General features: G+C 62.0%; 24 protein-coding genes and 2 pseudogenes. 15 read left to right on the top strand and 11 right to left on the bottom strand.

The genetic code is table 11. The features are described from left to right. From QD408_RS23220 to QD408_RS23195, 6 genes are all read left to right on the top strand, one after another. The gene (locus QD408_RS23220; protein WP_088681089.1) at positions 1–2,775 is read left to right on the top strand and encodes a hypothetical protein; all 2,775 of its coding nucleotides are present in this window, start codon (positions 1–3) and stop codon (positions 2,773–2,775) included. Between the two features lie 193 nt (positions 2,776–2,968). Next, positions 2,969–3,292 carry an ArsR/SmtB family transcription factor gene (locus tag QD408_RS23215; protein ID WP_088681090.1) on the top strand — a complete coding sequence of 108 codons (324 nt, stop codon included), beginning with the start codon at positions 2,969–2,971 and terminating at the stop codon, positions 3,290–3,292. Further along, on the top strand, positions 3,289–3,699 hold the full coding sequence (locus QD408_RS23210) for an SRPBCC family protein (RefSeq protein WP_414140907.1): 411 nt from the start codon (positions 3,289–3,291) through the stop codon (positions 3,697–3,699). Before QD408_RS23215 ends, QD408_RS23210 begins: the two co-directional genes overlap by 4 nt. Positions 3,700–3,748: 49 nt before the next feature. Continuing rightward, complete coding sequence (locus tag QD408_RS23205) at positions 3,749–3,970, top strand: hypothetical protein (protein ID WP_088681092.1); 222 nt, start codon at positions 3,749–3,751, stop codon at positions 3,968–3,970. Between the two features lie 11 nt (positions 3,971–3,981). Continuing rightward, on the top strand, positions 3,982–4,452 hold the full coding sequence (locus tag QD408_RS23200; protein ID WP_088681093.1) for a DUF1801 domain-containing protein: 471 nt from the start codon (positions 3,982–3,984) through the stop codon (positions 4,450–4,452). Positions 4,453–4,487: 35 nt separating this feature from the next. Next, complete coding sequence (locus QD408_RS23195) at positions 4,488–4,940, top strand: DUF1801 domain-containing protein (protein ID WP_088681094.1); 453 nt, start codon at positions 4,488–4,490, stop codon at positions 4,938–4,940. A gap of 11 nt (positions 4,941–4,951) precedes the next feature. On the opposite strand, the gene QD408_RS23190 is transcribed toward QD408_RS23195, so the two are convergent. The 4 genes from QD408_RS23190 to QD408_RS23175 form a co-directional block, all read right to left on the bottom strand. Further along, positions 4,952–5,428 carry an SRPBCC family protein gene (locus tag QD408_RS23190; RefSeq protein WP_088681095.1) on the bottom strand — a complete coding sequence of 159 codons (477 nt, stop codon included), beginning with the start codon at positions 5,426–5,428 and terminating at the stop codon, positions 4,952–4,954. After that, positions 5,425–5,766: an ArsR/SmtB family transcription factor gene (locus QD408_RS23185; RefSeq protein ID WP_088681096.1), complete on the bottom strand. Its 342-nt coding sequence runs from the start codon at positions 5,764–5,766 to the stop codon at positions 5,425–5,427. Before QD408_RS23185 ends, QD408_RS23190 begins: the two co-directional genes overlap by 4 nt. Continuing rightward, positions 5,763–6,449, bottom strand: coding sequence for a glutathione S-transferase family protein (locus tag QD408_RS23180; RefSeq protein ID WP_414140906.1), 687 nt, complete (start codon positions 6,447–6,449; stop codon positions 5,763–5,765). Before QD408_RS23180 ends, QD408_RS23185 begins: the two co-directional genes overlap by 4 nt. A gap of 103 nt (positions 6,450–6,552) precedes the next feature. Further along, positions 6,553–7,371 (bottom strand): class I SAM-dependent DNA methyltransferase, encoded by an 819-nt coding sequence (locus tag QD408_RS23175; RefSeq protein ID WP_414140905.1) that lies wholly within the window; start codon positions 7,369–7,371, stop codon positions 6,553–6,555. A 114-nt stretch (positions 7,372–7,485) separates the two neighbouring features. Here QD408_RS23175 and QD408_RS23170 point away from each other — a divergent pair, with 114 nt between their 5' ends. Next, on the top strand, positions 7,486–8,211 hold the full coding sequence (locus QD408_RS23170) for a DUF2270 domain-containing protein (protein ID WP_088681099.1): 726 nt from the start codon (positions 7,486–7,488) through the stop codon (positions 8,209–8,211). Here QD408_RS23170 and QD408_RS23165 read toward each other — a convergent pair whose 3' ends face one another. The 4 genes from QD408_RS23165 to QD408_RS23150 form a co-directional block, all read right to left on the bottom strand. Beyond that, the gene (locus QD408_RS23165) at positions 8,212–8,478 is read right to left on the bottom strand and encodes an usg protein (RefSeq protein WP_088681100.1); all 267 of its coding nucleotides are present in this window, start codon (positions 8,476–8,478) and stop codon (positions 8,212–8,214) included. It abuts the gene before it with no gap. 177 nt (positions 8,479–8,655) lie between these two features. Continuing rightward, entirely contained in the window at positions 8,656–9,486 is an 831-nt protein-coding gene (locus tag QD408_RS23160; protein WP_088681101.1) for an ABC transporter permease, read from the bottom strand. Continuing rightward, positions 9,483–10,289, bottom strand: a complete 807-nt coding sequence (locus tag QD408_RS23155; protein ID WP_414140904.1) for an ABC transporter permease — start codon at positions 10,287–10,289, stop codon at positions 9,483–9,485. Before QD408_RS23155 ends, QD408_RS23160 begins: the two co-directional genes overlap by 4 nt. Before the next feature lie 113 nt (positions 10,290–10,402). Continuing rightward, positions 10,403–11,176 (bottom strand): transporter substrate-binding domain-containing protein, encoded by a 774-nt coding sequence (locus QD408_RS23150; protein ID WP_088681103.1) that lies wholly within the window; start codon positions 11,174–11,176, stop codon positions 10,403–10,405. A 332-nt stretch (positions 11,177–11,508) separates the two neighbouring features. Between QD408_RS23150 and QD408_RS23145 the strand changes: the two genes are divergently transcribed. Next, on the top strand, positions 11,509–13,692 hold the full coding sequence (locus tag QD408_RS23145) for an OmpA family protein (RefSeq protein WP_414140903.1): 2,184 nt from the start codon (positions 11,509–11,511) through the stop codon (positions 13,690–13,692). 163 nt (positions 13,693–13,855) lie between these two features. Here the strand turns inward: QD408_RS23145 and QD408_RS23140 are convergent. After that, positions 13,856–15,172: pseudogene (locus QD408_RS23140) on the bottom strand (cytochrome c biogenesis protein DipZ); the annotation flags it as partial. Between the two features lie 332 nt (positions 15,173–15,504). Here QD408_RS23140 and QD408_RS23135 point away from each other — a divergent pair. From QD408_RS23135 to QD408_RS23115, 5 genes are all read left to right on the top strand, one after another. Further along, a complete protein-coding gene (locus QD408_RS23135) occupies positions 15,505–16,557 on the top strand; it encodes an alpha/beta fold hydrolase (protein ID WP_088681105.1) in 1,053 nt (350 codons plus the stop codon). Positions 16,558–16,727: 170 nt separating this feature from the next. After that, entirely contained in the window at positions 16,728–17,468 is a 741-nt protein-coding gene (locus QD408_RS23130; RefSeq protein WP_414140902.1) for a response regulator, read from the top strand. Continuing rightward, positions 17,465–18,787, top strand: a complete 1,323-nt coding sequence (locus tag QD408_RS23125; RefSeq protein WP_414140901.1) for an ATP-binding protein — start codon at positions 17,465–17,467, stop codon at positions 18,785–18,787. The genes QD408_RS23130 and QD408_RS23125 overlap by 4 nt, the downstream gene beginning before the upstream one ends. Before the next feature lie 191 nt (positions 18,788–18,978). Then, entirely contained in the window at positions 18,979–19,395 is a 417-nt protein-coding gene (locus QD408_RS23120) for an organic hydroperoxide resistance protein (protein WP_414140900.1), read from the top strand. A 69-nt stretch (positions 19,396–19,464) separates the two neighbouring features. Next, complete coding sequence (locus QD408_RS23115) at positions 19,465–19,596, top strand: hypothetical protein (protein WP_280950431.1); 132 nt, start codon at positions 19,465–19,467, stop codon at positions 19,594–19,596. Here the strand turns inward: QD408_RS23115 and QD408_RS23110 are convergent. Both QD408_RS23110 and QD408_RS23105 read right to left on the bottom strand, forming a co-directional pair. Next, positions 19,586–20,575, bottom strand: a complete 990-nt coding sequence (locus QD408_RS23110; RefSeq protein WP_414140899.1) for an aldo/keto reductase — start codon at positions 20,573–20,575, stop codon at positions 19,586–19,588. The genes QD408_RS23115 and QD408_RS23110 overlap by 11 nt on opposite strands. A gap of 12 nt (positions 20,576–20,587) precedes the next feature. Then, positions 20,588–20,983, bottom strand: coding sequence for a cupin domain-containing protein (locus QD408_RS23105; RefSeq protein WP_414140898.1), 396 nt, complete (start codon positions 20,981–20,983; stop codon positions 20,588–20,590). A 117-nt stretch (positions 20,984–21,100) separates the two neighbouring features. On the opposite strand from QD408_RS23105, the pseudogene QD408_RS23100 reads away from it, so the two are divergent. After that, positions 21,101–21,999, top strand: a pseudogene (locus QD408_RS23100) (LysR family transcriptional regulator). A gap of 153 nt (positions 22,000–22,152) precedes the next feature. Next, positions 22,153–23,664, top strand: a complete 1,512-nt coding sequence (locus QD408_RS23095; RefSeq protein WP_414140897.1) for an ATPase domain-containing protein — start codon at positions 22,153–22,155, stop codon at positions 23,662–23,664. The last annotated feature ends 31 nt before the right edge of the window (positions 23,665–23,695 follow it).

Below are 23,695 nucleotides of genomic sequence, written 5' to 3'. Positions count from 1 at the left end.
ATGGCTGAAACTTGCTGGACGCTCCTGCAGATCGCACCGACGCAGGATGAGAACGACATTCGACGCGCCTATGCCCGGCGCCTGCGCGATTTCAGGCCTGACGAGGATCCGGAAGGATTCCAGCGGCTGGTCGGGGCCAAGGAAGCCGCGCTCAACTGGGCGACGTCAGCCGAGTTGCCGGCGTTGACCGTCGATGACGGGGAGGAACTGGAAGAGGGTGCCGACCTTGCGATGCTGACAAGGGCCGATATCGCCGATGGCTCGGATGAAAAGCTGACATTGGAAAAGCCGGGCGAAATGCCGCCGTCCGAGACACCGGCCGCAAATCCTACGGAATTTTCGCCGGAGATCGAGCCGATTGACGACGGACGGGACAGTTTGGTCTTTGGGCGCCTGGACGAAATTGTGGCTCGGGAAAAAGAGCGCCCCTGGGGAACTGATCCGGCGCAGTACGAAGCGCAGCCGTGGATTGAGCTGTTCAATCTAGCTGCGGATATGAGCCTGCAACGTCACGAGCTTTTTCTCGAAGCCGTCGGCCGGCAGTTTCCATCGATTCTTCCGCAAATCGGACTTCAAGGGCTGGAAACAGTAAGGGAATTTGCCAAAGGGCGTGGCATTTCCGCTGTCGTTGAAGCAATCGAGCAGCAATGCAGATTTGCGGAGCGTCCGGCCAGCCTCGTGCATCTTTGCGGCCAAGAGGCCGCGATGATTTACTTCTCGTGGCTGGCGCATGCTCAATCGGCACGTAGCGTATTGCAACGGCGAGCGGCCGGGCGGGCCGCCTATATGGACGCACGCACGGGTCTGCCGGTCTTCCCGGCAGAAGACCGGCTTTTCGCCTTGGAAACGGCCGAATTGGTCGAATTCCACAAAGAAGCGGTCGACCGCGGTCGCTGGCCATTCCGCATTGATCTCAAAACCTTGTTCATTCCGACGACGCGGTTGGTATCTGCCGGATTGGCCTGGCAGGGCGGCCTTTTTCTCGTGGTTCTCGCCGCGATTGCCATGGGCGGCTTCTCGTTGACCAGCGACATCGCCCAGCTGTGTGCCCTGGCAGCCATTCCTGTTTTGCTCGGCGGCCGCGCCGCTATGGCATTCTTTCTCAACCGACTGGCGGTCGGAGCCGCGCTGCAGCGGGTGATGTATGCCGACCGTCTTGGGTTCTGGTCAAGGAAACCAAGGCCGGACGCGTTGCGCAATAAATGGCGCGAGTATGAGCGCCCCATATTCATGGCCGAGATTCTAGTGTCCTTGATGGTGCTTGTTTCGATACCGATCGCAATCTCGACCTTCTGGCAGCTTAGGGGCGATCTGGACAAGCCGGTCGAGACCGTCGTTTCCGAGATCGTTGTCTCCGCGCTCGATGGTGTTGCGAGCGACGACCGGTTGTCCGACAGTAAGCTCTTCGATCTGGTCGACTTCGTCATCGAGTCCGAGCGGACAAATTTCAGCGACCGCGGCAAGGGTGCCGACGTTCTGGTGCGTGATACCAAAAGACGCGGATGGCTGGCGGAATTGCACAGCCGAAAGGATCAACTGCTCGGCGGGAGCTGGCTGCGAGGCTCGGAACCAGTGTTGGTCGGCTCCACTATCGCAACGGTTGGGGCGGAGCGTGAACGTAAACTGCGCGTCCTTGCCGATGCATATCGTGTGGCAACGCCGGAAACGCGCATGCAGATCGAGCGATCGCTTGCAGCCTGGAGGCTGACCCTTAACCTTGCGGAGGACCCACAAACCATTGCAGCAGTATGGGCCGCCATTCCGCCGCGCAGCGACGGTCCAAATCTGGATGCCTTCCCGGAGGGAATGCGAAGGTTGCTGATCGGCAAATTCCTGGCGAACGCGATCGGCAATTTTGTTGATGGGGACGTTCAGCTCGCCAGTCAGTTCCATTGGCTGCTGACAGTTCCCGCCGACAGGCTTTACGACATTGGGCCACTGCGGCCGTTCGATTCGACTTCTCTGGTTCCCGCTGGCGAACATGAAGCGCCTGTTATCGGCGATGACGCGGCAAACGGCCCGCCTCTGGCGGCGGACAGTCAGAATGAAACCATCGTTGCACGTTATTCCAAAGAGCAAGGCGACCGGCCGGCGCCCGAAATTCACTTGCCAGCCCTTTCTCGTATGGATGCGGCACTGGCGCGCTCGAGCTATTTCGATATTGCCCGCCTATGCCTTGACGCAAGCAGCGAAACGGATCGATTGCATATGCGCGAGGTGTTCGCCCAATCCCTGGCAAATCCGGCTGACGCCGCCATTTCGTCGAATACCGATCTTTGGCAGAGGCTGGGACGGCTCGCGCTCGCGGAACCTGCGTGCTATCGCATGGCTTCCCTAACTGGAAGAGTGTCCGGGGTTGAATTACCGTCCGGCCGGGTGGATGACCAGTTCGACGCCATCGATGATGAACTGGATCATTTGACGGAGGCCGAACCGAACACCATAGGAGAGGTTCTCCAGTTTGTTGTCCCGCAAGAGGCTATGTACAGCTTTACCCGTAACCGAGTGATCTCGCATGCCCATTTTCTGCTCGGGAACTGGTTCCTCAACAAGCGGGAGTATCGCAACGCGATTCTGGAGTACGATCGGGCGCTGAAAGCGAAGCAATGCAACGAGTTTTACGTTCGCCGGGGCGAGGCGCTTCGGGCAGCAGGCGACGAAAAACGGGCCAATGCAGACTTTCTGCTGGCGCGCGAAACCTCTCAATGGTGCGTGATTGGCGGCACGGACGGTTTGCATTCGTCACTTACAGCGTTGGAAGAGAGCAGCCATTGATCTCAGTCCGGTTGCGGTGCCGGAGAGATTTTGCAGCTAAATATAGCCGATAGGGTATACGTTGTCCGTGGATGCGATGTGTCGAGATCTTCTCCTGCGACGGCTATTGTTTTCTTACTGCGTGTTCATGCTTGACTCATCCATACCCCGCTGGCTATACGTTAATTCATAGCTGACGAGGTATGAATTCCAGATGTCTGACGCTCATGACGTGCTTTTCAGAACGCTTGCCGATCCCACCCGGCGGGCGCTTTTCGAGCGGTTGTGCCGGGAAGGGGAAAAGACGGTCGGGGCGCTGACGGCGCATGCCGGGGTCTCGCAGCCGGTCGTTTCGAAACATCTCGGGCTCCTGAAGCAGGCGGGCCTGGTGCGCGACCGCCATGAAGGGCGGCAGACGCATTACAGCGCGCAGCTTGGGGCGCTTGCGCCGTTGGTCGACTGGACCAGTGAGATGGCGGGCTTCTGGCAGAGCCGTTTCGATGCTCTCGAAGATTTGCTGAAGAGGATGGATCAATGACCGACTTATCGACCGAGACGCGCTCCGTCATCATCGAAAGGGAGATGCCTTTTCCCACGGAAAAGATCTGGCGGGCGCTGACCCAGCCGCACCTGATCCAGGAGTGGCTGATGAGGAGCGACTTCAAGCCGGTCGTCGACCATCGCTTCAATTTCAACGCCGATTGGGGCTCCGTCGACTGCCGGGTTCTTGAGGTCGAGCCAAACAGGACGCTCGCCTACACCTGGCGCGCCTATGGCTTGGAAACCATCGTCACCTGGACGCTCACCCCGACGGGCACGGGCACGCATCTGCGCATGGAACAGACGGGCTTCCGGTCGGATCAGCGGCAGGCCTACGGGGGCGCCAGGAGCGGCTGGCCGCAATTCTTCGAAAAGCTGGAGCAGGTGTTGGCGCGGGTGGAGTGAGGCCGTAGCCGATGGCAGCCCGTGCTGCCTCTTCGAGAAGGAGGTTTCGTTGAACTGGAACAACTGGTTTCGGCAGATCCACCGTTGGCTGTCCATTGCCTTTACGCTGGCGGTCATAGCCAATATCATCGCCATGGTGCAGGGGAGGTCGGCCGTCTGGGTGGGGCTCTTGGCGCTGCTGCCGCTCTGCCTGCTTCTTGCGACCGGTCTAACCTTGTTCGTGCTGCCTTATGCTGCGAAGCGGCGCGACATGGGCTCCACCGGCGAATAGGAGGAAACGCTATGGCGGGCAGAACGTCGAAGGCTGCGGAAAAGGTCACGAAAAAGACCGTCGCCAAGCCGGCCGCCGCGGAGCCAACCCTTCTTTCGGGCGGCAATCCGCAGATCCCCAAAGGCTATGGCGAAGCGCCCGTGCAGGCCTATATCGCGGCCATGCCGGGCTGGAAGAGCGACATCGGGCGCCGCCTCGATGCGCTCATCACCCGCACGGTGCCCGAAGTCTCCAAGGCGGTCAAATGGAACTCGCCCTTCTATGGCATGGAAGGGCAGGGCTGGTTCCTCGGCATCCATTGCTTCACGAAATACATCAAAGTGGCCTTCTTCAAGGGGGCGTCTCTGCATCCCCTGCCGCCGGGTGCATCCAAGCAGAAGGAGGTGCGCTACCTCGACATTCGCGAGGACGACCCGTTCGATGAGGCGCAGATCGCCTCCTGGGTCGAGCAGGCGAGCCGATTGCCCGGCGAACGGATGTGAGGCTGTCGATGCCGAGTGAGGAGAGAGCGATAGACATGAAGAAAGCGACGGCAACCGTGAAAAAGACCGATACAGGCGTCGAAAACGGGGGAGCCTCTCCCTCGCAATTGATCGATGCGAGGATTGAGGAGCTCAAGGATTGGCGCGGCGAAATGCTCGCCCGGGTCCGAGAGTTCATCAAGCAGGCTGAGCCCGAAGTGGTCGAGGAGTGGAAGTGGCGTGGGGTTCCGGTGTGGGAGCGCGCCGGCATCATCTGCACCGGAGAGACCTACAAGAGCGTGGTCAAGCTGACCTTTGCCAAGGGAGCCTCGCTGGAGGATCCCAAAGGTCTTTTCAACTCCAGCCTCGAAGGCAATACCCGGCGCGCCATTGATTTTCATGAGGGCGACGAGATCGATGAAGAGGCGTTGAAGGCGCTCGTCAGCGCTGCCGCGGCGCTGAATACCTCAGTGAAGCCGGGAGGCTCGCGGAAGAAATCAAGCCGCTGAGGCTTGGTGCGTTAATGAATCGCGCTCGTCTCGCGCTCCAAGAAGAGCGTGAGATTGTCGAGGCCGATCTTGGTGCCCTGGAGACGGGCGCCGTTGTCGGGGTAGCCGTCGAGGAAGACCACCTGCTCGGTGAAGACCATTCTGGTGCCGCCGGGGGTGGCCTTGAAGGTGACGGTAGCGAGCGAGGCGGAGATGCGGGTTTGCCCGAGTTTCATCTCATAGGCATAGACGATGCGGGTATCGGGCACGATATCGATGTAATGGGCGTCATAGGCGTGCAGAAGGCCATCGGTGTCGGCGACATAGTTCCTCTCCGCGCCGCCAGGACGGAAATCGAGAGCGTATTCCAGCGGCACCCATTCGCCGTGGCAGGCAAACCATTGCCGTTTGGATTCCGGCATCGACCAGGCGCGGAAGACGCGGGCGACGGGCGCCTTCAGGCGGCGCTCGATGACGAAGGTGGTATGTTCGGCAGAGCGTGTCGTCATTCTGGAAGGGTCTCCGTTTCATCGGCGAGGAATTGGTCCAGCCTGTCGAAGGCGGCGGTCCAGCGGGCCTTTCGCTGCTCCACCCAGCGCTCGACGGCGGCGAGTGCATCCTGCTGCAGGCGATAGGTCCGCACCCGGCCGGATTTTTCCGAAAGCACGAGGCCGCTCTCCTCCAGCACCTGGAGGTGCTTCATCACGGTCGGCAGGGCGACGGCGAGCGGCGCGGCGAGCTCCGTAACGGAGGCGGGCCCGCGGCCGAGCCGGTCGATCATGCCGCGGCGGCTGCGATCGGAAAGCGCGTGAAACATGCGGTCGAGATCCGCCTGGCCGTCGATCATCCCGCCGCATCCCGGAAGCGGGCGGGCAGCCTGTCATGATAGGGATAGAACTTGAAATAGGGGCGGGCCTCTTCCAGCGCCCTTGCGAAGGACGGGCGCGCCAGCAGCCTGTCGTAATAGGCGCGAAGTTTCGGCTGTTCCTCAGAAAACGGGACCAGCGTCTCAGCATAGAAGAGGGCGGGTCCCGCGGCGCAATCGGCCATGGTGAAAGCCTCGCCGGTTATCCAGGGGCTTTCGCCCAGCTGCTTTTCGATCATCGCATAGGCAGTCGCGAGCGTTCCCCTGCAGGCAGCCATCTCTATCTCGTCCGCCGTGCCCTCGGGACGCCGGCGATGGCTGACGAGTGTCTGCATCGGCACCTGGACATAATGATCGAAGAAGCGGTCCCAGAGGCGGACCTGCAGCGCCCGGTCGATCTCCAGCGGCAGCAGGGGGACGGGGCCGGGATAATAGTGATCGAGATATTCGATGATGATCGTCGTTTCGGGAATGGTGCTGTCGCGCGCCTCATCCCTCAGCAGCGGCATCTTGCCGATTGGCCAGAAGCGGAAGAGATCGGCGCGCGAGGCCTCGTCGGAAAGATCGACGAGACGATTTTCGAAGGGCGTCGCGTTTTCATAGAGCGCGATCAGAACCTTGTGGCAGAAGGAGGCGAGCGGATGCCCATAGAACACGAGCGACATGCGGCGACCTTTCTATCGTTGCGGTATAGTTTGCTGATCGACTAAGTATCAGATCAGGCGATATCACGCAATAAATACTTCGCCAATTGTGCAACTATCGCCGTCAGCCGATGTATCGAGCGATCACCAGATGGCCGGGTGTCGGCTGACCGTCTTCCATGCGCACGTTGATATCCGAAATCTCGACGAGTTCGAAACCGGTCGCCGTCAGGCGTTCCCGGACATAGGCATCGGCATGGGCGAAACGCTGGTGCGGGCCGACCATGTAGGCGCGGCCGGCAAGCATCTCCTCGGGCAGGGTTTCGGAGGAAAAGATGAACAGCCCGCCCGGCGTCAGGTTTTCGGCGGCGCCGAAGAACAGCGGCTCGAGCGCGCCGAGATAGGGCAGCACGTCTGTGGCGGTGATGAGGTCGAAGGCGTCCTCGTCATTGTCGTCGAGGAAATCCTCGACCTCGGCGACGAAGAGCGTCTCGTAGAGATCCTTTTCATGAGCGATCTCGACCATCTTCTCCGATATGTCGATGCCGGTCATATCCTCGCACAGGTCGCGCAGCGTGCCGCCGGTGAGGCCGGTGCCGCAGCCGAGATCGAGCAGCCGCTTGAAAGGCCCGAGATCGAGCGCCTGCAGGCGCTGGCGCACCAGCATCGGCACGTGATAGCCGAGCTGCTCGACGAGCACGTCCTCGAAGACCTCGGCATGCTGGTCGAACAGGGTTTCGACATAGGCGTCGGGCGCCTTGACCGGGGTTTCACCACGGCCCATCGCGGCGATGCGCACGGCAGCGCCACCGTGGTCGTCCGGATCGATCGCCAGGACTTCCTCATAGGCCGCCACCGCCGCATCGACATCGCCGGCCTTTTCCAGCGCCAGTGCGCGGTTATAGGCCTCGCCAAGGGCTTCTTCGTCGATCTTCTTTGCCATAGCGGTCCATGTCCTTCTGTTTTCAGGCATGGCTCTAGGACGGCTTTCGATGTTTTGCAATGGCGTGGCGACAGGCGCAGAATGGCCAAAAAGAAGACGACGGGAGGAAATGCCATGAAAGCGGAGCAAGACAGGGTGCCCCTGGCAAGCGAGGCAGAGGGTGAGCGCCCCTTGCTACTGCCCACGACGCCGGGCGAGATCACCAATTCGCTCAGCCATTATTACCGCGGCGAACTCGGACGGATGACGAGCTGGCGCGACCGCATCGACCGGACGTCCAACTGGGCGATCACCGTGGTGGCGGCGCTGCTTTCGGTGTCGCTGTCGACGCCGACCTCACATCATGGCGTGCTGTTGTTCGGCATGATGCTGGTGACGCTGCTTCTGATGATCGAGGCGCGGCGCTACCGCTTCTTCGATATCTACCGCGCTCGAATCCGGCAGATCGAGCGCTGTTATTTCGCGCAGATCATGGCGCCGGACGCTAAGGCCGGCAGCGAATGGGCCGCGGTGATCGCCAACAGCCTGCGTCATCCCCGCTTTCTTCTCAGCTATGGGGAAGCGATGCACCGACGGCTCAAACGCAATTACGGCTGGATGTATTTCATCCTGCTTCTTGCATGGTGCCTGAAGATCTCGACGCCGAAACTGCAGACGGAGGGCGCGCCGGCGCTGCAGGCGCAGTCATGGACCTATGTCATCGACAATGCCGTGCTCGGGCCGCTTCCCGGCCTCGCGGTCATTTCGATCGTCGTCACCTTCTACGTCGGTGTCCTCTGTTTCGCCCTGCGTCCGGACCGGGACGAAGGCGAATTCGGCCATGGCGAGGCGCATGTCTGATCAGTGCAGGATGAACTCGCCCTTCAGCGCCCGCCACTCGGTTGCCGAGATCAGCTTGCGGTGGACGTAGCGGACCGAATGCAGCGGCCCGTCGAGTTTTTCCTGCCAGAATTTCAGGAAACCGCGCATCTCGGGAAAATCGGGGGCGAGGTCATAGTCCTGCCAGACGTAAGTCTGCAGGATCGCCGGGTGGTCCGGCAGGTGGTAGAGGATCTGGGCGGTCGTCAGGCCGTAACCCTGCAGTTGCTTTTCCATGTCCTTGTGCATCGTATTCAGCTTCTTCTCGTTCCCACTCGCGCTTTATTAGCGCTAGGTGAAATGGAAACATGCGAGTGGTTAATGGAAGCTTAACAGATGTATCGCGGGGGAAATATTCTTTTTTATTTCAATAACTTGGCAGCATCGTGGGATGAGTGCTGCCAAGCTGCGCCAGGGTGCTGCGCATCACCGTTTCAGATGCCGGGTCAGGCGGCGCTCGATCCAGGCCCAGAGATGGCGCAGCGCCTCGACGATGGTGAGGTAGAAGATCGCCGCCCAGAGATAGGTCTGATAGTCGAAGGTGCGGGAGAAGGCGTAGCGGGTTTCGCCCATCAGGTCGAGCACGGTGATGATGGCGACGACGGCCGAGCCCTTGATCAGCAGGATGATCTCGTTGCCGTAGGGGCGAAGCGCGACGATGAAGGCCTGCGGCAGGATGATCTTGCGGAAGGCAATGATCTTGTGGATGCCGAGGGCCGCTGCTGCTTCGCGCTGGCCGTGCGGGACGCTTTCGATGGCGCCGCGCAGGATTTCCGCCTGATAGGCCGCGGTGTTGATGGTCATGGCGAGCAGGCCGCAATACCAGGCGTCGCGGAAGAACCACCAGAGGCCGGCAGCTTCCAGCTGAAGGCGGAACACGCCGAGGCCGTAATAGACCAGGAAGAGCTGGGCGAGCAGCGGCGTGCCGCGGAAGAAATAGATATAGCCATAGGAAAGCCAGTTCAGCAGCCTGTTTTTCGACAGGCGCGCCATGGCAAGCGGCAGCGACAGAACGGCGCCGCAGACCACCGAAATGGCAACGAGACTGAGCGTTACCCAGAGGCCGTGCAGATAACGCGGCCCGTAGCGGGTGAACTTCTCGAGATCCCAGCCATTGATGACGGTGAAGATCAGCAGCGCGGCCAGCAAGGCCCAAAATGCGACGAAGACATAGCCGGCGAGGCGCGCGGCGGTCATCGGCTTCGCCCGCGCACGGGGCGCGGGCTGCGGCGGGATCAATGTTTCGGCGTAGCTCATCGGCGGACCTCCGAACGCTTGGCCCAGCGCTCGACATAGACGAGCAGGAAGGAGGAGAGGATGGCGAGCACCAGATAGAGACAGCAGGCGATGCCGTAGAAGAAGAAGGGTTCCTTGGTCACGCGCACGGCGACGTTCGTCTGGCGCAGGATATCGGAAAGGCTGATGATCGAGACGTAGGATGTGTCCTTCAGCAGCACCATCCAGAGATTCGTCAGGCCGGGGAGCGCAATGCGCACGAGCTGCGGCAGAACGATCAGGCGCAGCGTGCGGCCGCGATGCAGGCCGAGCGCGTCTCCGGCCTCATATTGGCCCTTGGGAATAGCGCGGAAGGCCGAAAGCAGCACTTCCGAGCAATAGGCGGAAAAGACGACAGACAGCGCGATGACACCGGCAAGGAAGGCGTTGATCTCGATCGGCGGTCCGACATAGCCGGCAAATTCCAGCAGAGACTGGATCAGCATCTGCATGCCGTAATAGATGATGAAGAGCGTCAGAAGCTCGGGCAGGCCGCGAAAGATCGTCGTGTAGATGCCGGCGGCCAGCCGCAGCGGCTTTTCCTCCGACTGCTGGCCGAGCGCCACGAGGAAGCCGATGGCGAGGCCGATCGGCAGGGTGACGATCGCGACCGATACGGTGACCTGGAGCCCGAGGGCGATCTCATCGCCCCAGCCGGTGTCGCCACAGGCAAGGATCGTCGACTGACCCAACCAGGTGAAGATGCCAACGGGTCCGCAGAGCGGATCGAAAATGTGCACAAGTGAGCTCCAGAAAGAGCCCAGCGCGGAAAACAATCCGCCCATGCGAGAATTCCCCTCACGGCTTTTGCCGTTTTGATCTTGCCACCTTTGTCAAACAAAAATGGCGGAAGAGCAAGCCTTCCGCCATTCGCTTGATCGGCCAGATACCGAATTTCTCAATCGCCGTAAACGTCGAAATCGAAGTACTTGTCCTGGATCTTCTTGTACTCGCCGCTGGCGCGGATCGCGGCGATCGCCGTGTTGAGCTTTTCCTTCAGCGGATCGCCCTTGCGGATGGCGATGCCTGCGCCTTCGCCGTTGATTTCCTTGTCGACCGGCAGGGTCGTCAGGATCTTGCAGCAGGCGCCGGCGTCGGATTTGACCCATTCGGAGAGAACGACGACGTCGTCGATGACGGCGTCGACACGGCCGCTGGAAACGTCGAGCTTGTATTCGTCAGCCGTCGGATAGAGCTTCAGCTCGGTGTCGGCGAGGTGCTTCTCGGCGTAGTTGGCATGCGTCGTGGAAGTCTGCGCGCCGATCACCTTGCCCTTGAGGCCGGCAACGTCGGTGATCTTCGAATCCTTCGGCACGGCAATGGCCGGAGGGGTGTTGTAGTACTTGTTGGAGAAGTCGACGAGCTTGAGGCGCTCGGGCGTGATCGACATGGAAGAGACGATCATGTCGAACTTCTTGGCGTTGAGCGCCGGGATGATGCCGTCCCAATCGGTGCTGACGAAGGAGCATTCGGCCTTCATCTCAGCGCAGAGCGCCTTGGTGATGTCGATGTCGAAGCCCTGGATGGTGCCGCTGGCATCGACGAATTCGAAGGGCGGATAGGTCGAATCGGTGCCGATCACATACTTCTCGCCATCGGCCATGGCCGAGCCGGCAAAGAGAGACATCGCCGCGATCGAGGCTGCCGCGAAGAAACGAGTGGAGATATGCATGAGGATCCTCTCTGTTGGTAGCCGTCGCGCTTTTTTCTCTTGGCTGACGGCTGCTGTTCAACGGTGACGGGGCACCGCCTTGCGGCGATAATCAGACTTTTTTTCATGGAAATGCAACAGAAATTCCCGCGCGATTTGCCGCGCAAACCGCAGGCGAGATGAACGGCGCCGGACTGCGACATTCACGTGAGGTTAATGCTCGGCTTCCTAGAACCGGAACAAATCGGCGGTCTGGCGCTTAGCCATTTCGCCGTTTCGCCTCAATGCGACGCTAGGGGCGGAACCAGGGCCTGTCGGCCTTCAGGAAGCTCAAACAGGATCGAGGAAACCCGATGGGCATGAAATCAAGATTGTTCGCGAGCGCGGCTTTTCCGCTGCTTTCCCTTACGCTGGCTTTGCAGCCGGCATCGGCAATGGCGGCCGCACGCGGAGCCGTGACCGAGGCTGCCGCCGTGCGGCAAATCGAACAGGGCAGCTTCGAAGTGGCGCAGGACGCGCCCTCCGAGGAGGAACTCCTGAAGAAGAAGCGCAAGCAGAAGGAGGAAGCCCCCGCCGAACAGGCACCTGCCGCCGAGCAGCCGAAGGAAGCGCCCGCCGAGAAGCCGAAGGCCGAGCGGAAGGAGGCGCCTGCGCCCGAACCGAAGGCAGAGCCGGAACCGCCGAAGGCCGAAGCGCCGAAGGAGGAGCCCGCGCCCGAAAGCAAGCCGCAGCGGAAAGCCAAGCAGGCAGCCCAGCCGGAGGCCGAGCCGCAGCAGGAAGAGCAGCAGCCGGTAACGCAGGAAAAGCCGAGAAAGCCGAAGAAGCAGCAGACCGAGCAAGCCGAGCCGGAGGCTCAGCCGGCGCCCGAGCAGCAGCCGGCCGCCAAGGAGGCTCAGCCCGAGACGGAACAGGCCCAGCCCGAGGCCAAGCCGGAAGGCGGCAAGCGGGAAAGAGGTCAGGACAAGGCTCAGGGCCGGGATAAGGGCAAGGCCAAGACCGAGACCGCCGCTCCCGAGGCGGTGACGCCGGCGGAGGAACAGGCCAAGCCCGAAGCCAAGCCGGAGGCAAAACCCACAGCCGAAGCACCTGCCGAACCGAAGCCGAAAAAGGGCCAGGCCGCGGCACCTGCGGAGAAGGCAACCGAAGACAAGGCCGCCGCTCCGGAAGCTGCGCCCGCCGAAAAGCCGGCGGACGGCACGGCCGCAAAGCCTGCCGCCGAACAGCCCGTCGCCGAACAGCCCGCCGGCGAGCAGCCTGCCGGCAAAACGCCGGCTGCGCCCTCCACCGACACGGCCCAGCCGCTGCCGGATGCCAGCGGCGGACAGCAGGTGCAGCAGGCCATTCCGGCGCCGGAAAAGGTTTCTCCCGAGGAGCTGGAGCGCCGCAAGAAGATCGCCGAAGATCCGGCCAAGAGCACCGAGACCGTCGTGCTGCCGGTCGAGAACGGTGCAGCCGTGCTCGACAGCGACAAGGATGCCGACCGCAGCAAGGGGCGGGAGGGTCGCCGCGACCGCGACAAGCTGCGCGCCGAAAGCCAGGAGGTGAAGGTGCCGACCTCGGATGCCGATGCGCAGGCTCCTGCCGCCGCTGCGGCGCCGGCGATCAAGCTCGAGGCCGTGACCAGCGAGAGGGGCACCAGGCTCGACACGCGGCCGCAGTTTGCCCGTCCCGACGGTGCGCGCATCGACGATCGTACCGACGACAACCGCGTGATCATCCAGTACAACAATCAGGTGATCGTGCGCAGCGACGATGACAGGCGGTTCCTGCGCGACGGCGAACGGCCGACCTACGAGGAACTGTCGGGCGATCGTTACCGCGAGACGATCACACGGCCGGAGGGCTATCGGATCGTGACGATCCGCAACCGCTACGGCGACATCATCCAGCGGTCACGCGTCGATGCCCGCGGGCGCGAATATGTGCTCTACTATTCGCCCGATCTCTACGAGGATCCGGATCGCGACTATTTCGAGGACCCGGGCGCCGATCTGCCGCCGATGCGGCTGCGCGTGCCGCTCAACGACTACATCATCGACACCAGCAGCGATCCGGACCGGGACTATTACGAGTTCCTGAGGGAGCCGCCCGTCGAGCAGGTGGAACGTGTCTATTCGCTTGACGAGGTGAAGTATTCCGCCCGTATCCGCGACAAGGTGCGCCGCATCGATCTCGATACGATCACCTTCGCGACCGGCAGCGCCGACATCCCGATGACCCAGGCGCGCACGCTGCGCAAGGTGGCCGACGCGATCAACCAGGTGCTGGAGAAGGATCCGAGCGAAACCTTCCTGATCGAAGGCCATACGGATGCCGTCGGCTCCGACCAGAGCAACCTGATCCTCTCCGACCAGCGGGCGGAGTCGGTCGCCAACGTGCTCTCCGACGTCTACGGCATCGCGCCGGAGAACCTGGCGACGCAGGGCTATGGTGAGCGCTACCTGAAGGTCAATACATCAGGCCCGGAACAGGAAAACCGCCGCGTCACCATCCGCCGCGTCACGCCGCTGGTTCGCCCGGTCGCTGCCAAGCAGTAATGATCTTGCCCCTCCCTTGTATAGGGAGGGGCCTTCCAGCCGTTCTTGGCTTTTGTTCTTTCTGACGGCGCCTGTCCTTACGTTCCCGACTGGAATAGTCAGTGCCGCAACGTGATTGATGTCCCGGAACTCACGCGGTCTTTGCCGCTCAGGGCTTCCTAAAATCTGCGGCTGCTTCCGCGCCCTTGGCGTCGGGGGCGACCGGCGCGCTTGCCTTCATTTCGCTGCCGGCTTCGCGCAGCAGCTCCTGAATGGCCTTTTCGGTCCTGCCGTAGTTACCTTCTCCGAAATGATGGTAGCGGATCTGGCCTTTGGCATCGATCAGATAGGCGGCAGGCCAATAGCTGTTCTCGAAGGCGCGCCAGATTTTGTAATCATTGTCGACCGCGACGGGGTAGCCGATCTTGAAGTCGCCGACCGCGCTCCTGACGTTGTCGATCTTCTTCTCGAAGGCGAATTCCGGGGCGTGGACGCCGATCACGACGAGACCCTGATCGGCGTATTTCTCCGCCCAGGCCCTGACATAGGGGATGGTGCGAATGCAGTTGATGCAGGAATAGGTCCAGAAATCGACGAGAACGACCTTGCCGCGCAGCTGCTCTGACGTGAGCGGCTTGGAATTCAGCCATTCGACGGCGCCGTCGAGCGAAGGCGCATAACCTTCGATCGGCAAGTCGCTGCGGAAGGGTTTCTTCGCATCGGCCGCGGCGACGATCGCATCTTTGCTTGCCATCTCGGAAGATGCGCCGGCCGGCTTTGCATGCAGCCGGTCGAGCACGGCCTGTTCCAGAGACGCGGTGCTGGCATAGGAGATGCGGGACAGCAGGCTGGTGTCGAGGCCGAGCGCGATGACGGCGACGCCTGCCAGGACAGCCGCGCCTAGTACCTGGCGAATACGGTCGCCGAGACCGAGAGAGCGCTTCATGGCGGCGAATATCCTTCCGCCGACGAGCAAGGCCACGGCCAGCGAGGTTGCAGTGCCGGCGGCATAGGCCATCAGTAGGAAGCTCGTCTGAAGGCTGGCACCCTGAAGTGCGGCGCCCGTCAGAACGAGGCCGAGGATCGGCCCGGCGCAAGGCGCCCAGAGCAGGCCGGTGGCGACGCCAAGCATGAGCGCGCTCCTGACCGTCGGCGCGGTGCGTCCGCCACCGCCGGCGTTCAGAAGATTGTTGCCGACATCGACGATCGGGCGGGCCAGCGTGCTTGCGAAGCGCGGCGACAGCAGGCTCGCTCCGAAGAGCCCGAGCAGGACGATCGCGGCCAGGCGGCCATATTCATTGGCGCGGATGGCCCAGCTGCCGCCGACCGCGGCAAGCGTCGCGACGAGCGCGAAAGTGGCGGCCATGCCGGCCAGCATCGGCAGCGTGCTCTTGCCGAAGGGCTGTCCGGCGCGGGCGAAAACGAAGGGGAGGATGGGAAGGATGCAGGGGCTGAGAATAGTCAGCACGCCTCCGAGATAGGCAATGATCAGAAGTGTCATCATCGTTTCCTTTGAAACCGATTGATCGGGCTCTGGACGGCGATGGGCCTGAACCAGCAACGGCTGGGAAATAGCCGGGCGGAGGTATCCCCGATGTGTCTGGTTCGACGGGAAAATGTACCGAACTATTGCGCTGAGTGCGGGCGATACAAAAGAATACAAACGGCCTTATCCGGAGAGGCCGGATGCCCTGTCGAGGCAGCGCGTTTGTATCGGAATGTATCTCGGCGGGCGGAGGTTACATTCGCATTCAAAAACCGCAGCCTGCGACATATGGGCGATACAAGCCGGACGTCATCTGAACGCCGTGATCCATTCGACAGGAGAGACCGATGTCAGAGCAAATCAACCATCACCGCCGCCGCTTCTTCGGCATGACGGCAATCGCGCTTGCAGCCGTCGAATTCGGCGTGGCCGGCGCGGCCGCAGCCCAACAGCCGCAGTCGTCCAGCGCAGGGCTGCCTGACGTGACGGCCGGAACCAACACCTCGTTCGAAGCGCTGAAGCAGGTCAAAACCGATGTGCTCGATATCGGTTATGCCGAGGCGGGGAAGGCGGATGGTCCGGTCGTGCTGCTGCTGCACGGCTGGCCTTATGACATCTATAGCTTCGTCGATGTCGCGCCGCTGCTTGCCTCTGCCGGCTACAGGGTGATCGTGCCTTATCTGCGCGGCTACGGCACGACACGGTTCCTCGATGACAAGACCCCGCGCAACGGCCAGCCTTCGGCGCTTGCCGCCGATATGATCGCCCTGATGGACGCGCTCAAGATCGAAAAGGCTGTCATTGCCGGTTACGACTGGGGCGGGCGGACCGCCAACATCATGGCCGCGCTCTGGCCGGAGCGCTGCAAGGCGATGGTATCGGTCAGCGGCTACCTGATCGGCAGCCAGGAGGCCAACCAGAAGCCGCTGCCGCCGAAGGCCGAACTTGCCTGGTGGTATCAGTTCTATTTCGCCACCGAACGCGGCCGCCTGGGCTATCAGAGCAACACGCACGATTTCGCAAAGCTGATCTGGCAGACGGCATCGCCGAAGTGGAATTTCGACGATGCGACATTCGACCGGTCCGCTGCCGCCTTCGACAATCCCGACCACGTCGAGATCGTCATCCACAATTACCGCTGGCGCCTGGGGCTTGCCGAAGGCGAGGCGAAGTACGATGCCTATGAGAGGAAGCTCGCCGCGCTGCCGATGATTTCGGTGCCGACGATCACCATGGAAGGCGATGCAAACGGTGCGCCGCATCCGGAGCCTTCCGCCTATGCCGGAAAATTCTCCGGCAAATACGAGCATCGCACGATCGGCGGCGGCATCGGCCATAACCTGCCGCAGGAGGCGCCGCAGGCCTTTGCCCAGGCGGTCATCGACGTCGATCGCTTCTGATCGGTGCTATAACAGTTAGAGCGTGATGTCGTCCGAAAACCGCTCACACTTTTCGGCATCGTGCTCTCGAGGCTCGTTGCCCGGGCCGGCGGAATATGCGTAGGTCGCGTCCGGCGCCTCGATGCGAACGAAGCGGTGGCGTGGCCTCGATCGTTGAGGAATAGGCAAATATGGATCATGTCGATCACATCCTGGTCGTCGACGACGATCGTGAAATCCGCGAGCTGGTCTCGGGCTATCTGCAGAAGAACGGCCTGAGGGCCAGCGTTGCCGCGGATGGGCGTCAGATGCGCAGTTTTCTGGAAGCCAATGCCGTCGACCTGATCGTGCTCGACGTGATGATGCCCGGCGATGACGGGCTGGTGCTGTGCCGCGAATTGCGCGCCGGCCGGCACAAGGCGATCCCGATCCTGATGCTGACGGCTCGTACCGACGAGATGGACAGGATCCTCGGGCTGGAGATGGGCGCCGACGACTATCTCGGCAAGCCTTTCGCCGCACGCGAGCTTCTCGCCCGCATCAAGGCGGTGCTGCGGCGCACGCGCATGCTGCCGCCCAACCTGCAGATCAGCGAGGCGGGACAATTGCTGACCTTCGGCGACTGGCGGCTCGATACGGTCGCTCGTCATCTGCTCGACAAGGAGGGGACCGCGATTGCGCTGAGCGGCGCCGAATACCGCCTGCTTCGCGTCTTCATCGACCATCCGCAGCGTGTGCTCAACCGCGACCAGCTTCTGAGCCTGACGCAGGGGCGCGATGCAGAGCTCTTCGATCGCTCGATCGATCTTCTCGTCAGCCGTCTGCGGCAGCGCCTGGGGGACGATGCGCGCGAGCCGAGCTACATCAAGACGGTGCGCAGCGAAGGTTATGTCTTCTCGGTTCCGGTCGAAATCTCGGAGCCGCGCCGATGAAAGCCGGTATTCCCATCCTGTCGGGCCTGATGTGGCCGAGCACGCTGCGATCGCGGATCTTTCTCATTCTGTTTATCGGTCTGGCCCTGGCTTACGGGCTCTCCTTCAGCGTTCTCTACATGGAGCGCTATATGTCGGCCAAGGCGGTGATGCTCGGCACGCTGGAGAACGACGTCGCAACCTCGATTGCCGTTCTCGACCGGCTTCCGCCAGGGGAGCGCGGCGGCCTTCTGGACTGGCTGAGCCGCGGCAACTACCGCTTCGAGCTCGGGCCCGGCCTGGCTGGTGTGCCTGACACGTCCGGCAAGGGCAGGGAGATCGCCGGAAAGATCGAGGCGGCCGTCGGGCATCGCTTTCCGATCCGCATCGAACGGATTCCAGGTGAGGTGAACCGGCTGCAGGCGCATCTGACGCTGAGCGACGGAACGCCCCTGACGATCGATGTCACGCCGAAGGGCGTCATGCCGATCGCCGCATGGCTGCCCTATGTCTTCGCGATCCAGATGGCGCTGCTCATTCTCTGCACCTGGTTTGCGGTTCGACAGGCGATCCGGCCGCTCGGCGAACTTGCCGCCGCTGCCGATGCGCTCGATCCCGATAAGAACGGTCCCGGTTTGAGCGAGGCCGGGCCGAGCGAGGTCGCGCATGCGGCAAGGGCATTCAACGCGATGCGGGAGCGGATCGCCCACTATCTCGAAGAGCGGGTCCAGATATTGGCGGCGATCTCGCACGACCTGCAGACGCCGATCACCCGAATGCGGCTGCGCGCCGACATGGCGGACGAGTCGCCCGAGAAGGACAAGCTGGTGCATGATCTCGCCGAGATCCAGCGTCTCGTCCAGGACGGAATAGCCTATGCGCGCAGCGCCCATGGCAGCGGGGAGAAGAACGCCCGCATCGATCTCGCCTCGTTCATCGACAGCATAGCCTACGACTATCAGGACACGGGAAAGGCCGTCACGGTGATCGGGCTGGTCGAGGGCGCCGCCTTCACCAAGCCGCACGCCCTTCGCCGCATCCTGTCGAATTTCATAGACAATGCCTTGAAGTTTGCCGGCGCCGCCGAGATCAGCGTCGAGCGCGGCGCAGATAATGCCTTCGTCGTCACCGTCATGGATCGTGGGCCTGGAATTCCGGACGACATGCTGCAAGCGGCCATGCAGCCATTCTTCCGGCTCGAACAATCCCGCAACCGGGAGACCGGCGGCACCGGCCTCGGGCTGGCGATCGCCCAGCAGCTGACGGCCAAGATCGGCGGATCGCTGAGGCTCTACAATCGGGCCGGCGGCGGGCTGGCTGCGGAAATCACCATTCGGTGACATACCGTCGTGCGAGAAAAACGCATGGTATTTGTAAGGCAAGATGTACGGAATGGCCGGCGCTACATTCTGTGACATTTCGGAGAATTTCAGAAACATCGTCGATACATCCGCCGGTCAAACCACACTCCGTCAACCCAGCCGCATGATGCGGCCCAGTCGCAGCAAGCGACGCAACAAAGGAGTGTTTCATGACCAAGATCGAGAAGGTTCTTTATACCGGCAAGACCCACACCACAGGCGGGCGCGAAGGCGCTTCACACAGCGATGATGGGGAACTGAGCATCAAGCTGTCGCCTCCCGGCAGCAACCGCGCCGGCACCAATCCCGAACAGCTTTTTGCCGCCGGCTGGTCGGCCTGCTTCATCGGCGCGATCGGTTTTGCCGCCGCCAACCAGAAGGTCAAGCTGCCGGCCGATCTTGCCGTCGACGCCGAGGTCGATCTCGGAACGGGCAATGGCGGTTATTTCCTGCAGGCCCGGCTGAAAGTCAGCATGCCGGGGATCGAGGCCAATGTCGCCAAGGCGATTATCGAGGAGGCTCATCAGACCTGCCCTTACTCGAAGGCGACACGCGGCAATATTGATGTCGACTTGATCGTCGCCTGATCGGTGCGGCGGCTCGCCGAAGGTAGAACCACAAGGGCGAGGCCGCCGGCCTCGCCAATGGAGGATTTGATGAGATTGATGATCATCTGCATTCTGGGAGCGGCGGTCTTCGCGGCCCCGTGTATCTATGACGTGGGCTCGCAGGAGCCTTCGCCGCTGGCGGGGCTCGTCACGGCGGCCGCCTCTCACATCAACGATTGACCCTTGCCTGCAGATGCGCGGGATAACGATCGCCTTCCACCTTGATCGTGGCGAGGGCGCTTTCGATGCTGGCGAGATCATCGGCCGTGAGTTCGACTTGCGCAGCCCCGATGTTTTCCTCCAGCCGATGAAGCTTGGTGGTGCCAGGGATCGGCACGATCCAGGGTTTCTGAGCCAGCAGCCAGGCGAGGGCGACCTGAGCGGAGGTGGCCTTCTTGTGCGCGGCGATATCGGCAAGCAGATCGACGAGGGCCTGGTTGGCCTTTCGCGCCTCAGGCGAGAAGCGCGGCACGATGTTGCGGAAATCCTTGCTGTCGAAGGTGGTCGTCTCGCTGATCGCGCCGGTGAGGAAGCCCTTGCCGAGCGGGCTGAACGGAACGAAGCCGATGCCGAGTTCTTCGAGCACCGGCAGGATCTCCTGCTCCGGTTCGCGCCACCAGAGCGAATATTCGCTCTGCAGCGCCGTGACCGGCTGAACGGCATGGGCGCGGCGGATCGTTTGGACGCCTGCTTCCGACAGGCCGAAATGCTTCACCTTGCCTTCTGAAGTCAGCGCCTGGACGGTGCCTGCGACATCCTCGATCGGAACATCGGGATCGACACGGTGCTGGTAGAACAGGTCGATGACGTCGGTCTTCAGGCGTTTCAGCGCCTGATCGGCAACGGCGCGGATCTGTTCCGGCCGGCTGTTCATACCGCTCTGGCCGCCATTGGCGTCGAAGTCAAAGCCGAATTTGGTGGCGATCACCACTTCGTCGCGGAATGGCGCCAGGGCCTCTCCCAGCAGCTCTTCGTTCTTGTAGGGGCCATAGGCTTCGGCGGTGTCGAAGAAGGTCACGCCGCGTTCGAAAGCCTGCCGGATCAAGGCGATCGCTTCCTGCAGGCCGGTCGCCGGCCCGTAACCGTAGCTCAGCCCCATGCAGCCGAGGCCGATGGCCGAGACTTGAAGCCCGCTCTTTCCGAGTTCACGCATCTGCATCGCCGTTTCCTTTCAGCCTTGATATTCCGTGTCGGTGACATGCTCCATCCAGTCGACGACCTTGCCGTCGAGCTGTTCCTGGATGGCGATATGCGTCATCGCGGTCGTCGGCGCCGCGCCGTGCCAGTGCCGCTCGCCCGGCGCGAACCGGACAACGTCGCCAGGGCGGATCTCCTCGACGGGACCGCCTTCGCGCTGGACGCGGCCGCAGCCCGCCGTGACGATCAGCGTCTGGCCGAGCGCATGCGTGTGCCAGGCGGTGCGGGCGCCGGGCTCGAAGGTGACGCTGGCGCCGGCGGCGCGAGCGGCATCGGTGACGGAAAACAGAGGGTCGATGCGCACCCTGCCGGTAAACCAGTCTTCCGGCCCCCTGGCCGAAGGCTGCGAACCGTTTCGTTTGATTTCCATGATCGTGCTTCCCTCTGCCGTTCGGACAGGATCGTCCGCGTTACAGGATAGGTAGCGCGTGGCTTTAGCCTGGATTAGATGGTATCTCCGGCAAGGACCTATGAGAAAGTTTCATAAATGCCGCGCCCGACCATTGATGATCTAACCGTCTTTCTAGCCGTTGCCCGCGCGCAGAGTTTTACGAAGGCGGCGGGGAAGCTCGGCGTATCGCAATCGGCGCTCAGCCACACCATCCGGGGGCTGGAGGAGCGGCTCGGGCTGCGACTGCTGACGCGCACGACGCGCAGCGTCTCGCCGACGGAAGCGGGTCAGCGCCTGCTCGCCACCATCGGCCCGCGGATAGACGAGATCGAGACCGAACTCGCGGCCCTCAGCGCCTTCCGGGAGAAACCGGCAGGCACCATCCGCTCAATGCCGGCGAGCATGCCGCGGAGGTCGTGCTCTGGCCGGCCCTGGAAAAACTTCTGCCTGATTATCCCGATATCAATGTCGAGATCATCGTCGATTACGGTCTGACCGACATCGTCGCCGAAGGCTACGATGCGGGCGTGCGGCTGGGGGAGCAGGTGGCGAAGGACATGATCGCGGTGCGCATCGGCCCTGACATGCGCATGGCCGTGGTCGGCGCTCCCGCCTATTTCGAAAGACGGCCGAAACCTTCAAGGCCGGAAGACCTTATGGACCACAACTGCATCAACCTGCGCCTGCCGACTTATGGCGGCATCTATGCATGGGAATTCGAGAAAGATGGGCACGAGCTGAAGGTTCGCGTCGAGGGACAGTTGGTGTTCAACAACATCACGCTGCGGCTGAACGCGGCGCTGGCCGGAGCGGGGCTGGCATACATGCCGGAGGATGCCGTGCAGGCATATCTCGCCGACGGGCGGCTGGTGCGTGTGCTGGGGGACTGGTGCGCACCGTTTCCGGGTTACCACCTCTATTATCCGAGCCGCCGGCATGCCTCGGCCGCTTTCGCGCTCGTCGTCGATGCTCTTCGCCATCGGGATAGAGGTTGATTTTTCGGACGTCGCCAACCTGTGCAGATCTCTTCCGAGGCCTGTCCAAGCACACTGCCAGAACTCTTTGAAGCCCGCCAAATCATACCGGGCGGGCGATTTGACATTCTATCGGCCGCCGCTACTTCAGATTAAAACTGAAGGAAACAATGAATGAATACTGCTATGCCTGCCACGAAAGCTCGGACTGGAGTGTCCGGTTTGGACACAATTCTGGCGGGCGGTCTTTCCACGGGCCATGTGTTTCTCCTGGAGGGGAATCCAGGAGCGGGCAAGACCACGATCGCGCTGCAATTCCTGATCGAAGGCGCGCGGCTTGGCGAGCGGGGGCTCTACATCACGCTCTCGGAAACCGAGAGCGAATTGCGGGCTGGTGCTGCGTCGCACGGCATGGTCATCGACGGCAATATCGAAGTCTTCGAAGTCGTTCCTCCCGAAAGCCTGCTGGATTCCGATCAGCAGCAGAGCCTGCTTTATTCGTCGGACCTGGAACTTGGGGAGACCACCAAAGAGATTTTTGCCGCTTTCGAGCGGACCAAGCCAAGCCGGGTGGTCCTCGACAGCCTGTCGGAGATAAGGTTGCTGGCGCAAAGCTCGCTGCGTTACCGCCGGCAGATTCTCGCCCTCAAGCATTATTTCGCGCGGCAAGGGGCGACGGTTCTCTTGCTCGACGATCTGACGTCCGATGTGCTCGACAAGACGGTGCACAGCGTCGTGCATGGGGTCATTCATCTCGAAGAGCTGGCGCCCGGCTACGGCTCCGAACGGCGACGCCTGAGAATCATTAAATATCGCGGCCAGGCCTTCCGCGGCGGCTACCACGATTTCACCATCCAGACCGGCGGTGTCGTCGTCTTTCCCAGGCTCGTCGCCGCAGAACACAGATCGAACTACCTACGCGACGAAATTTCCAGCGGTATTGCGAAACTGGATCTCCTGCTCGGCGGCGGATTGGAGAGAGGTTCCAGCACGCTCATCCTCGGCCCTGCCGGGACCGGCAAAAGCACCTTTTCGTTTCAGTTCCTGGCAGCGGCGGTCGCACGTGGCGAGAAGGCGGCGGCCTTTATCTTTGACGAGGAGCTTGGGCTGCTTTTCGCGCGGCTAAGAGCGCTTGGAATGGATCTCGAGGCGATGAGAGACGCAGGTCTCGTTCACATCGAGCAGCTCGACGCCGCTGAATTGTCGCCGGGCGAATTCGCGCATCGTGTGCGGGACTGCGTCGACAAGTCCGGCGCCAAGACGGTGATCATCGACAGCATCAACGGCTACCAGGCTTCGATGCCTGACGAGAATTCCCTGATCCTCCATATGCACGAGCTGCTGCAATATTTGAACAGGCAGGGTGCAAACACCTTTCTGACCGTTGCTCAGCACGGGCTGGTCGGCGACATGAAGGCGCCTGTCGATGTCACCTACCTCGCCGATACTGTCGTTCTCCTGCGCTACTTCGAGGCTGCGGGAAGGGTGCGGCGGGCAGTCTCGGTGATCAAGAAGAGGACCGGCTCTCATGAGAACTCCATCCGGGAATATCGCATCGACGGTGCGGGTCTGACATTCGGAGAGCCTCTCGTCGGGTTCCAAGGCGTGCTTCGCGGCGTTCCGGAATTCGTCTCAGACACAGCGCCGCTCCTGTCGAGCAATGACGGGGATGGCGGCGATTCCTAATTCCGGCACACCAAAGGCGCTGCTTTACACC

Source organism: Rhizobium sp. BR 249 (genome assembly GCF_047445895.1).
Taxonomy (GTDB): Bacteria; Pseudomonadota; Alphaproteobacteria; order Rhizobiales; family Rhizobiaceae; genus Rhizobium.
Note: the sequence above shows the minus strand (reverse complement) of the source record. Positions and strands in the feature narration are given on the sequence as shown.

Bases quoted from the DNA above. Each gene is read 5' to 3' on its own strand.
- QD408_RS23220 (WP_088681089.1), top strand. From the start codon at position 1: ATGGCTGAAACTTGCTGGACGCTCCTGCAGATCGCACCGACGCAGGAT.
- QD408_RS23215 (WP_088681090.1), top strand. From the start codon at position 2,969: ATGTCTGACGCTCATGACGTGCTTTTCAGAACGCTTGCCGATCCCACC.
- QD408_RS23210 (WP_414140907.1), top strand. From the start codon at position 3,289: ATGACCGACTTATCGACCGAGACGCGCTCCGTCATCATCGAAAGGGAG.
- QD408_RS23200 (WP_088681093.1), top strand. From the start codon at position 3,982: ATGGCGGGCAGAACGTCGAAGGCTGCGGAAAAGGTCACGAAAAAGACC.
- QD408_RS23195 (WP_088681094.1), top strand. From the start codon at position 4,488: ATGAAGAAAGCGACGGCAACCGTGAAAAAGACCGATACAGGCGTCGAA.
- QD408_RS23190 (WP_088681095.1), bottom strand. From the start codon at position 5,428: ATGACGACACGCTCTGCCGAACATACCACCTTCGTCATCGAGCGCCGC.
- QD408_RS23185 (WP_088681096.1), bottom strand. From the start codon at position 5,766: ATGATCGACGGCCAGGCGGATCTCGACCGCATGTTTCACGCGCTTTCC.
- QD408_RS23180 (WP_414140906.1), bottom strand. From the start codon at position 6,449: ATGTCGCTCGTGTTCTATGGGCATCCGCTCGCCTCCTTCTGCCACAAG.
- QD408_RS23175 (WP_414140905.1), bottom strand. From the start codon at position 7,371: ATGGCAAAGAAGATCGACGAAGAAGCCCTTGGCGAGGCCTATAACCGC.
- QD408_RS23170 (WP_088681099.1), top strand. From the start codon at position 7,486: ATGAAAGCGGAGCAAGACAGGGTGCCCCTGGCAAGCGAGGCAGAGGGT.
- QD408_RS23165 (WP_088681100.1), bottom strand. From the start codon at position 8,478: ATGCACAAGGACATGGAAAAGCAACTGCAGGGTTACGGCCTGACGACC.
- QD408_RS23160 (WP_088681101.1), bottom strand. From the start codon at position 9,486: ATGAGCTACGCCGAAACATTGATCCCGCCGCAGCCCGCGCCCCGTGCG.
- QD408_RS23155 (WP_414140904.1), bottom strand. From the start codon at position 10,289: ATGGGCGGATTGTTTTCCGCGCTGGGCTCTTTCTGGAGCTCACTTGTG.
- QD408_RS23150 (WP_088681103.1), bottom strand. From the start codon at position 11,176: ATGCATATCTCCACTCGTTTCTTCGCGGCAGCCTCGATCGCGGCGATG.
- QD408_RS23145 (WP_414140903.1), top strand. From the start codon at position 11,509: ATGGGCATGAAATCAAGATTGTTCGCGAGCGCGGCTTTTCCGCTGCTT.
- QD408_RS23135 (WP_088681105.1), top strand. From the start codon at position 15,505: ATGTCAGAGCAAATCAACCATCACCGCCGCCGCTTCTTCGGCATGACG.
- QD408_RS23130 (WP_414140902.1), top strand. From the start codon at position 16,728: ATGGATCATGTCGATCACATCCTGGTCGTCGACGACGATCGTGAAATC.
- QD408_RS23125 (WP_414140901.1), top strand. From the start codon at position 17,465: ATGAAAGCCGGTATTCCCATCCTGTCGGGCCTGATGTGGCCGAGCACG.
- QD408_RS23120 (WP_414140900.1), top strand. From the start codon at position 18,979: ATGACCAAGATCGAGAAGGTTCTTTATACCGGCAAGACCCACACCACA.
- QD408_RS23115 (WP_280950431.1), top strand. From the start codon at position 19,465: ATGAGATTGATGATCATCTGCATTCTGGGAGCGGCGGTCTTCGCGGCC.
- QD408_RS23110 (WP_414140899.1), bottom strand. From the start codon at position 20,575: ATGCAGATGCGTGAACTCGGAAAGAGCGGGCTTCAAGTCTCGGCCATC.
- QD408_RS23105 (WP_414140898.1), bottom strand. From the start codon at position 20,983: ATGGAAATCAAACGAAACGGTTCGCAGCCTTCGGCCAGGGGGCCGGAA.
- QD408_RS23095 (WP_414140897.1), top strand. From the start codon at position 22,153: ATGAATACTGCTATGCCTGCCACGAAAGCTCGGACTGGAGTGTCCGGT.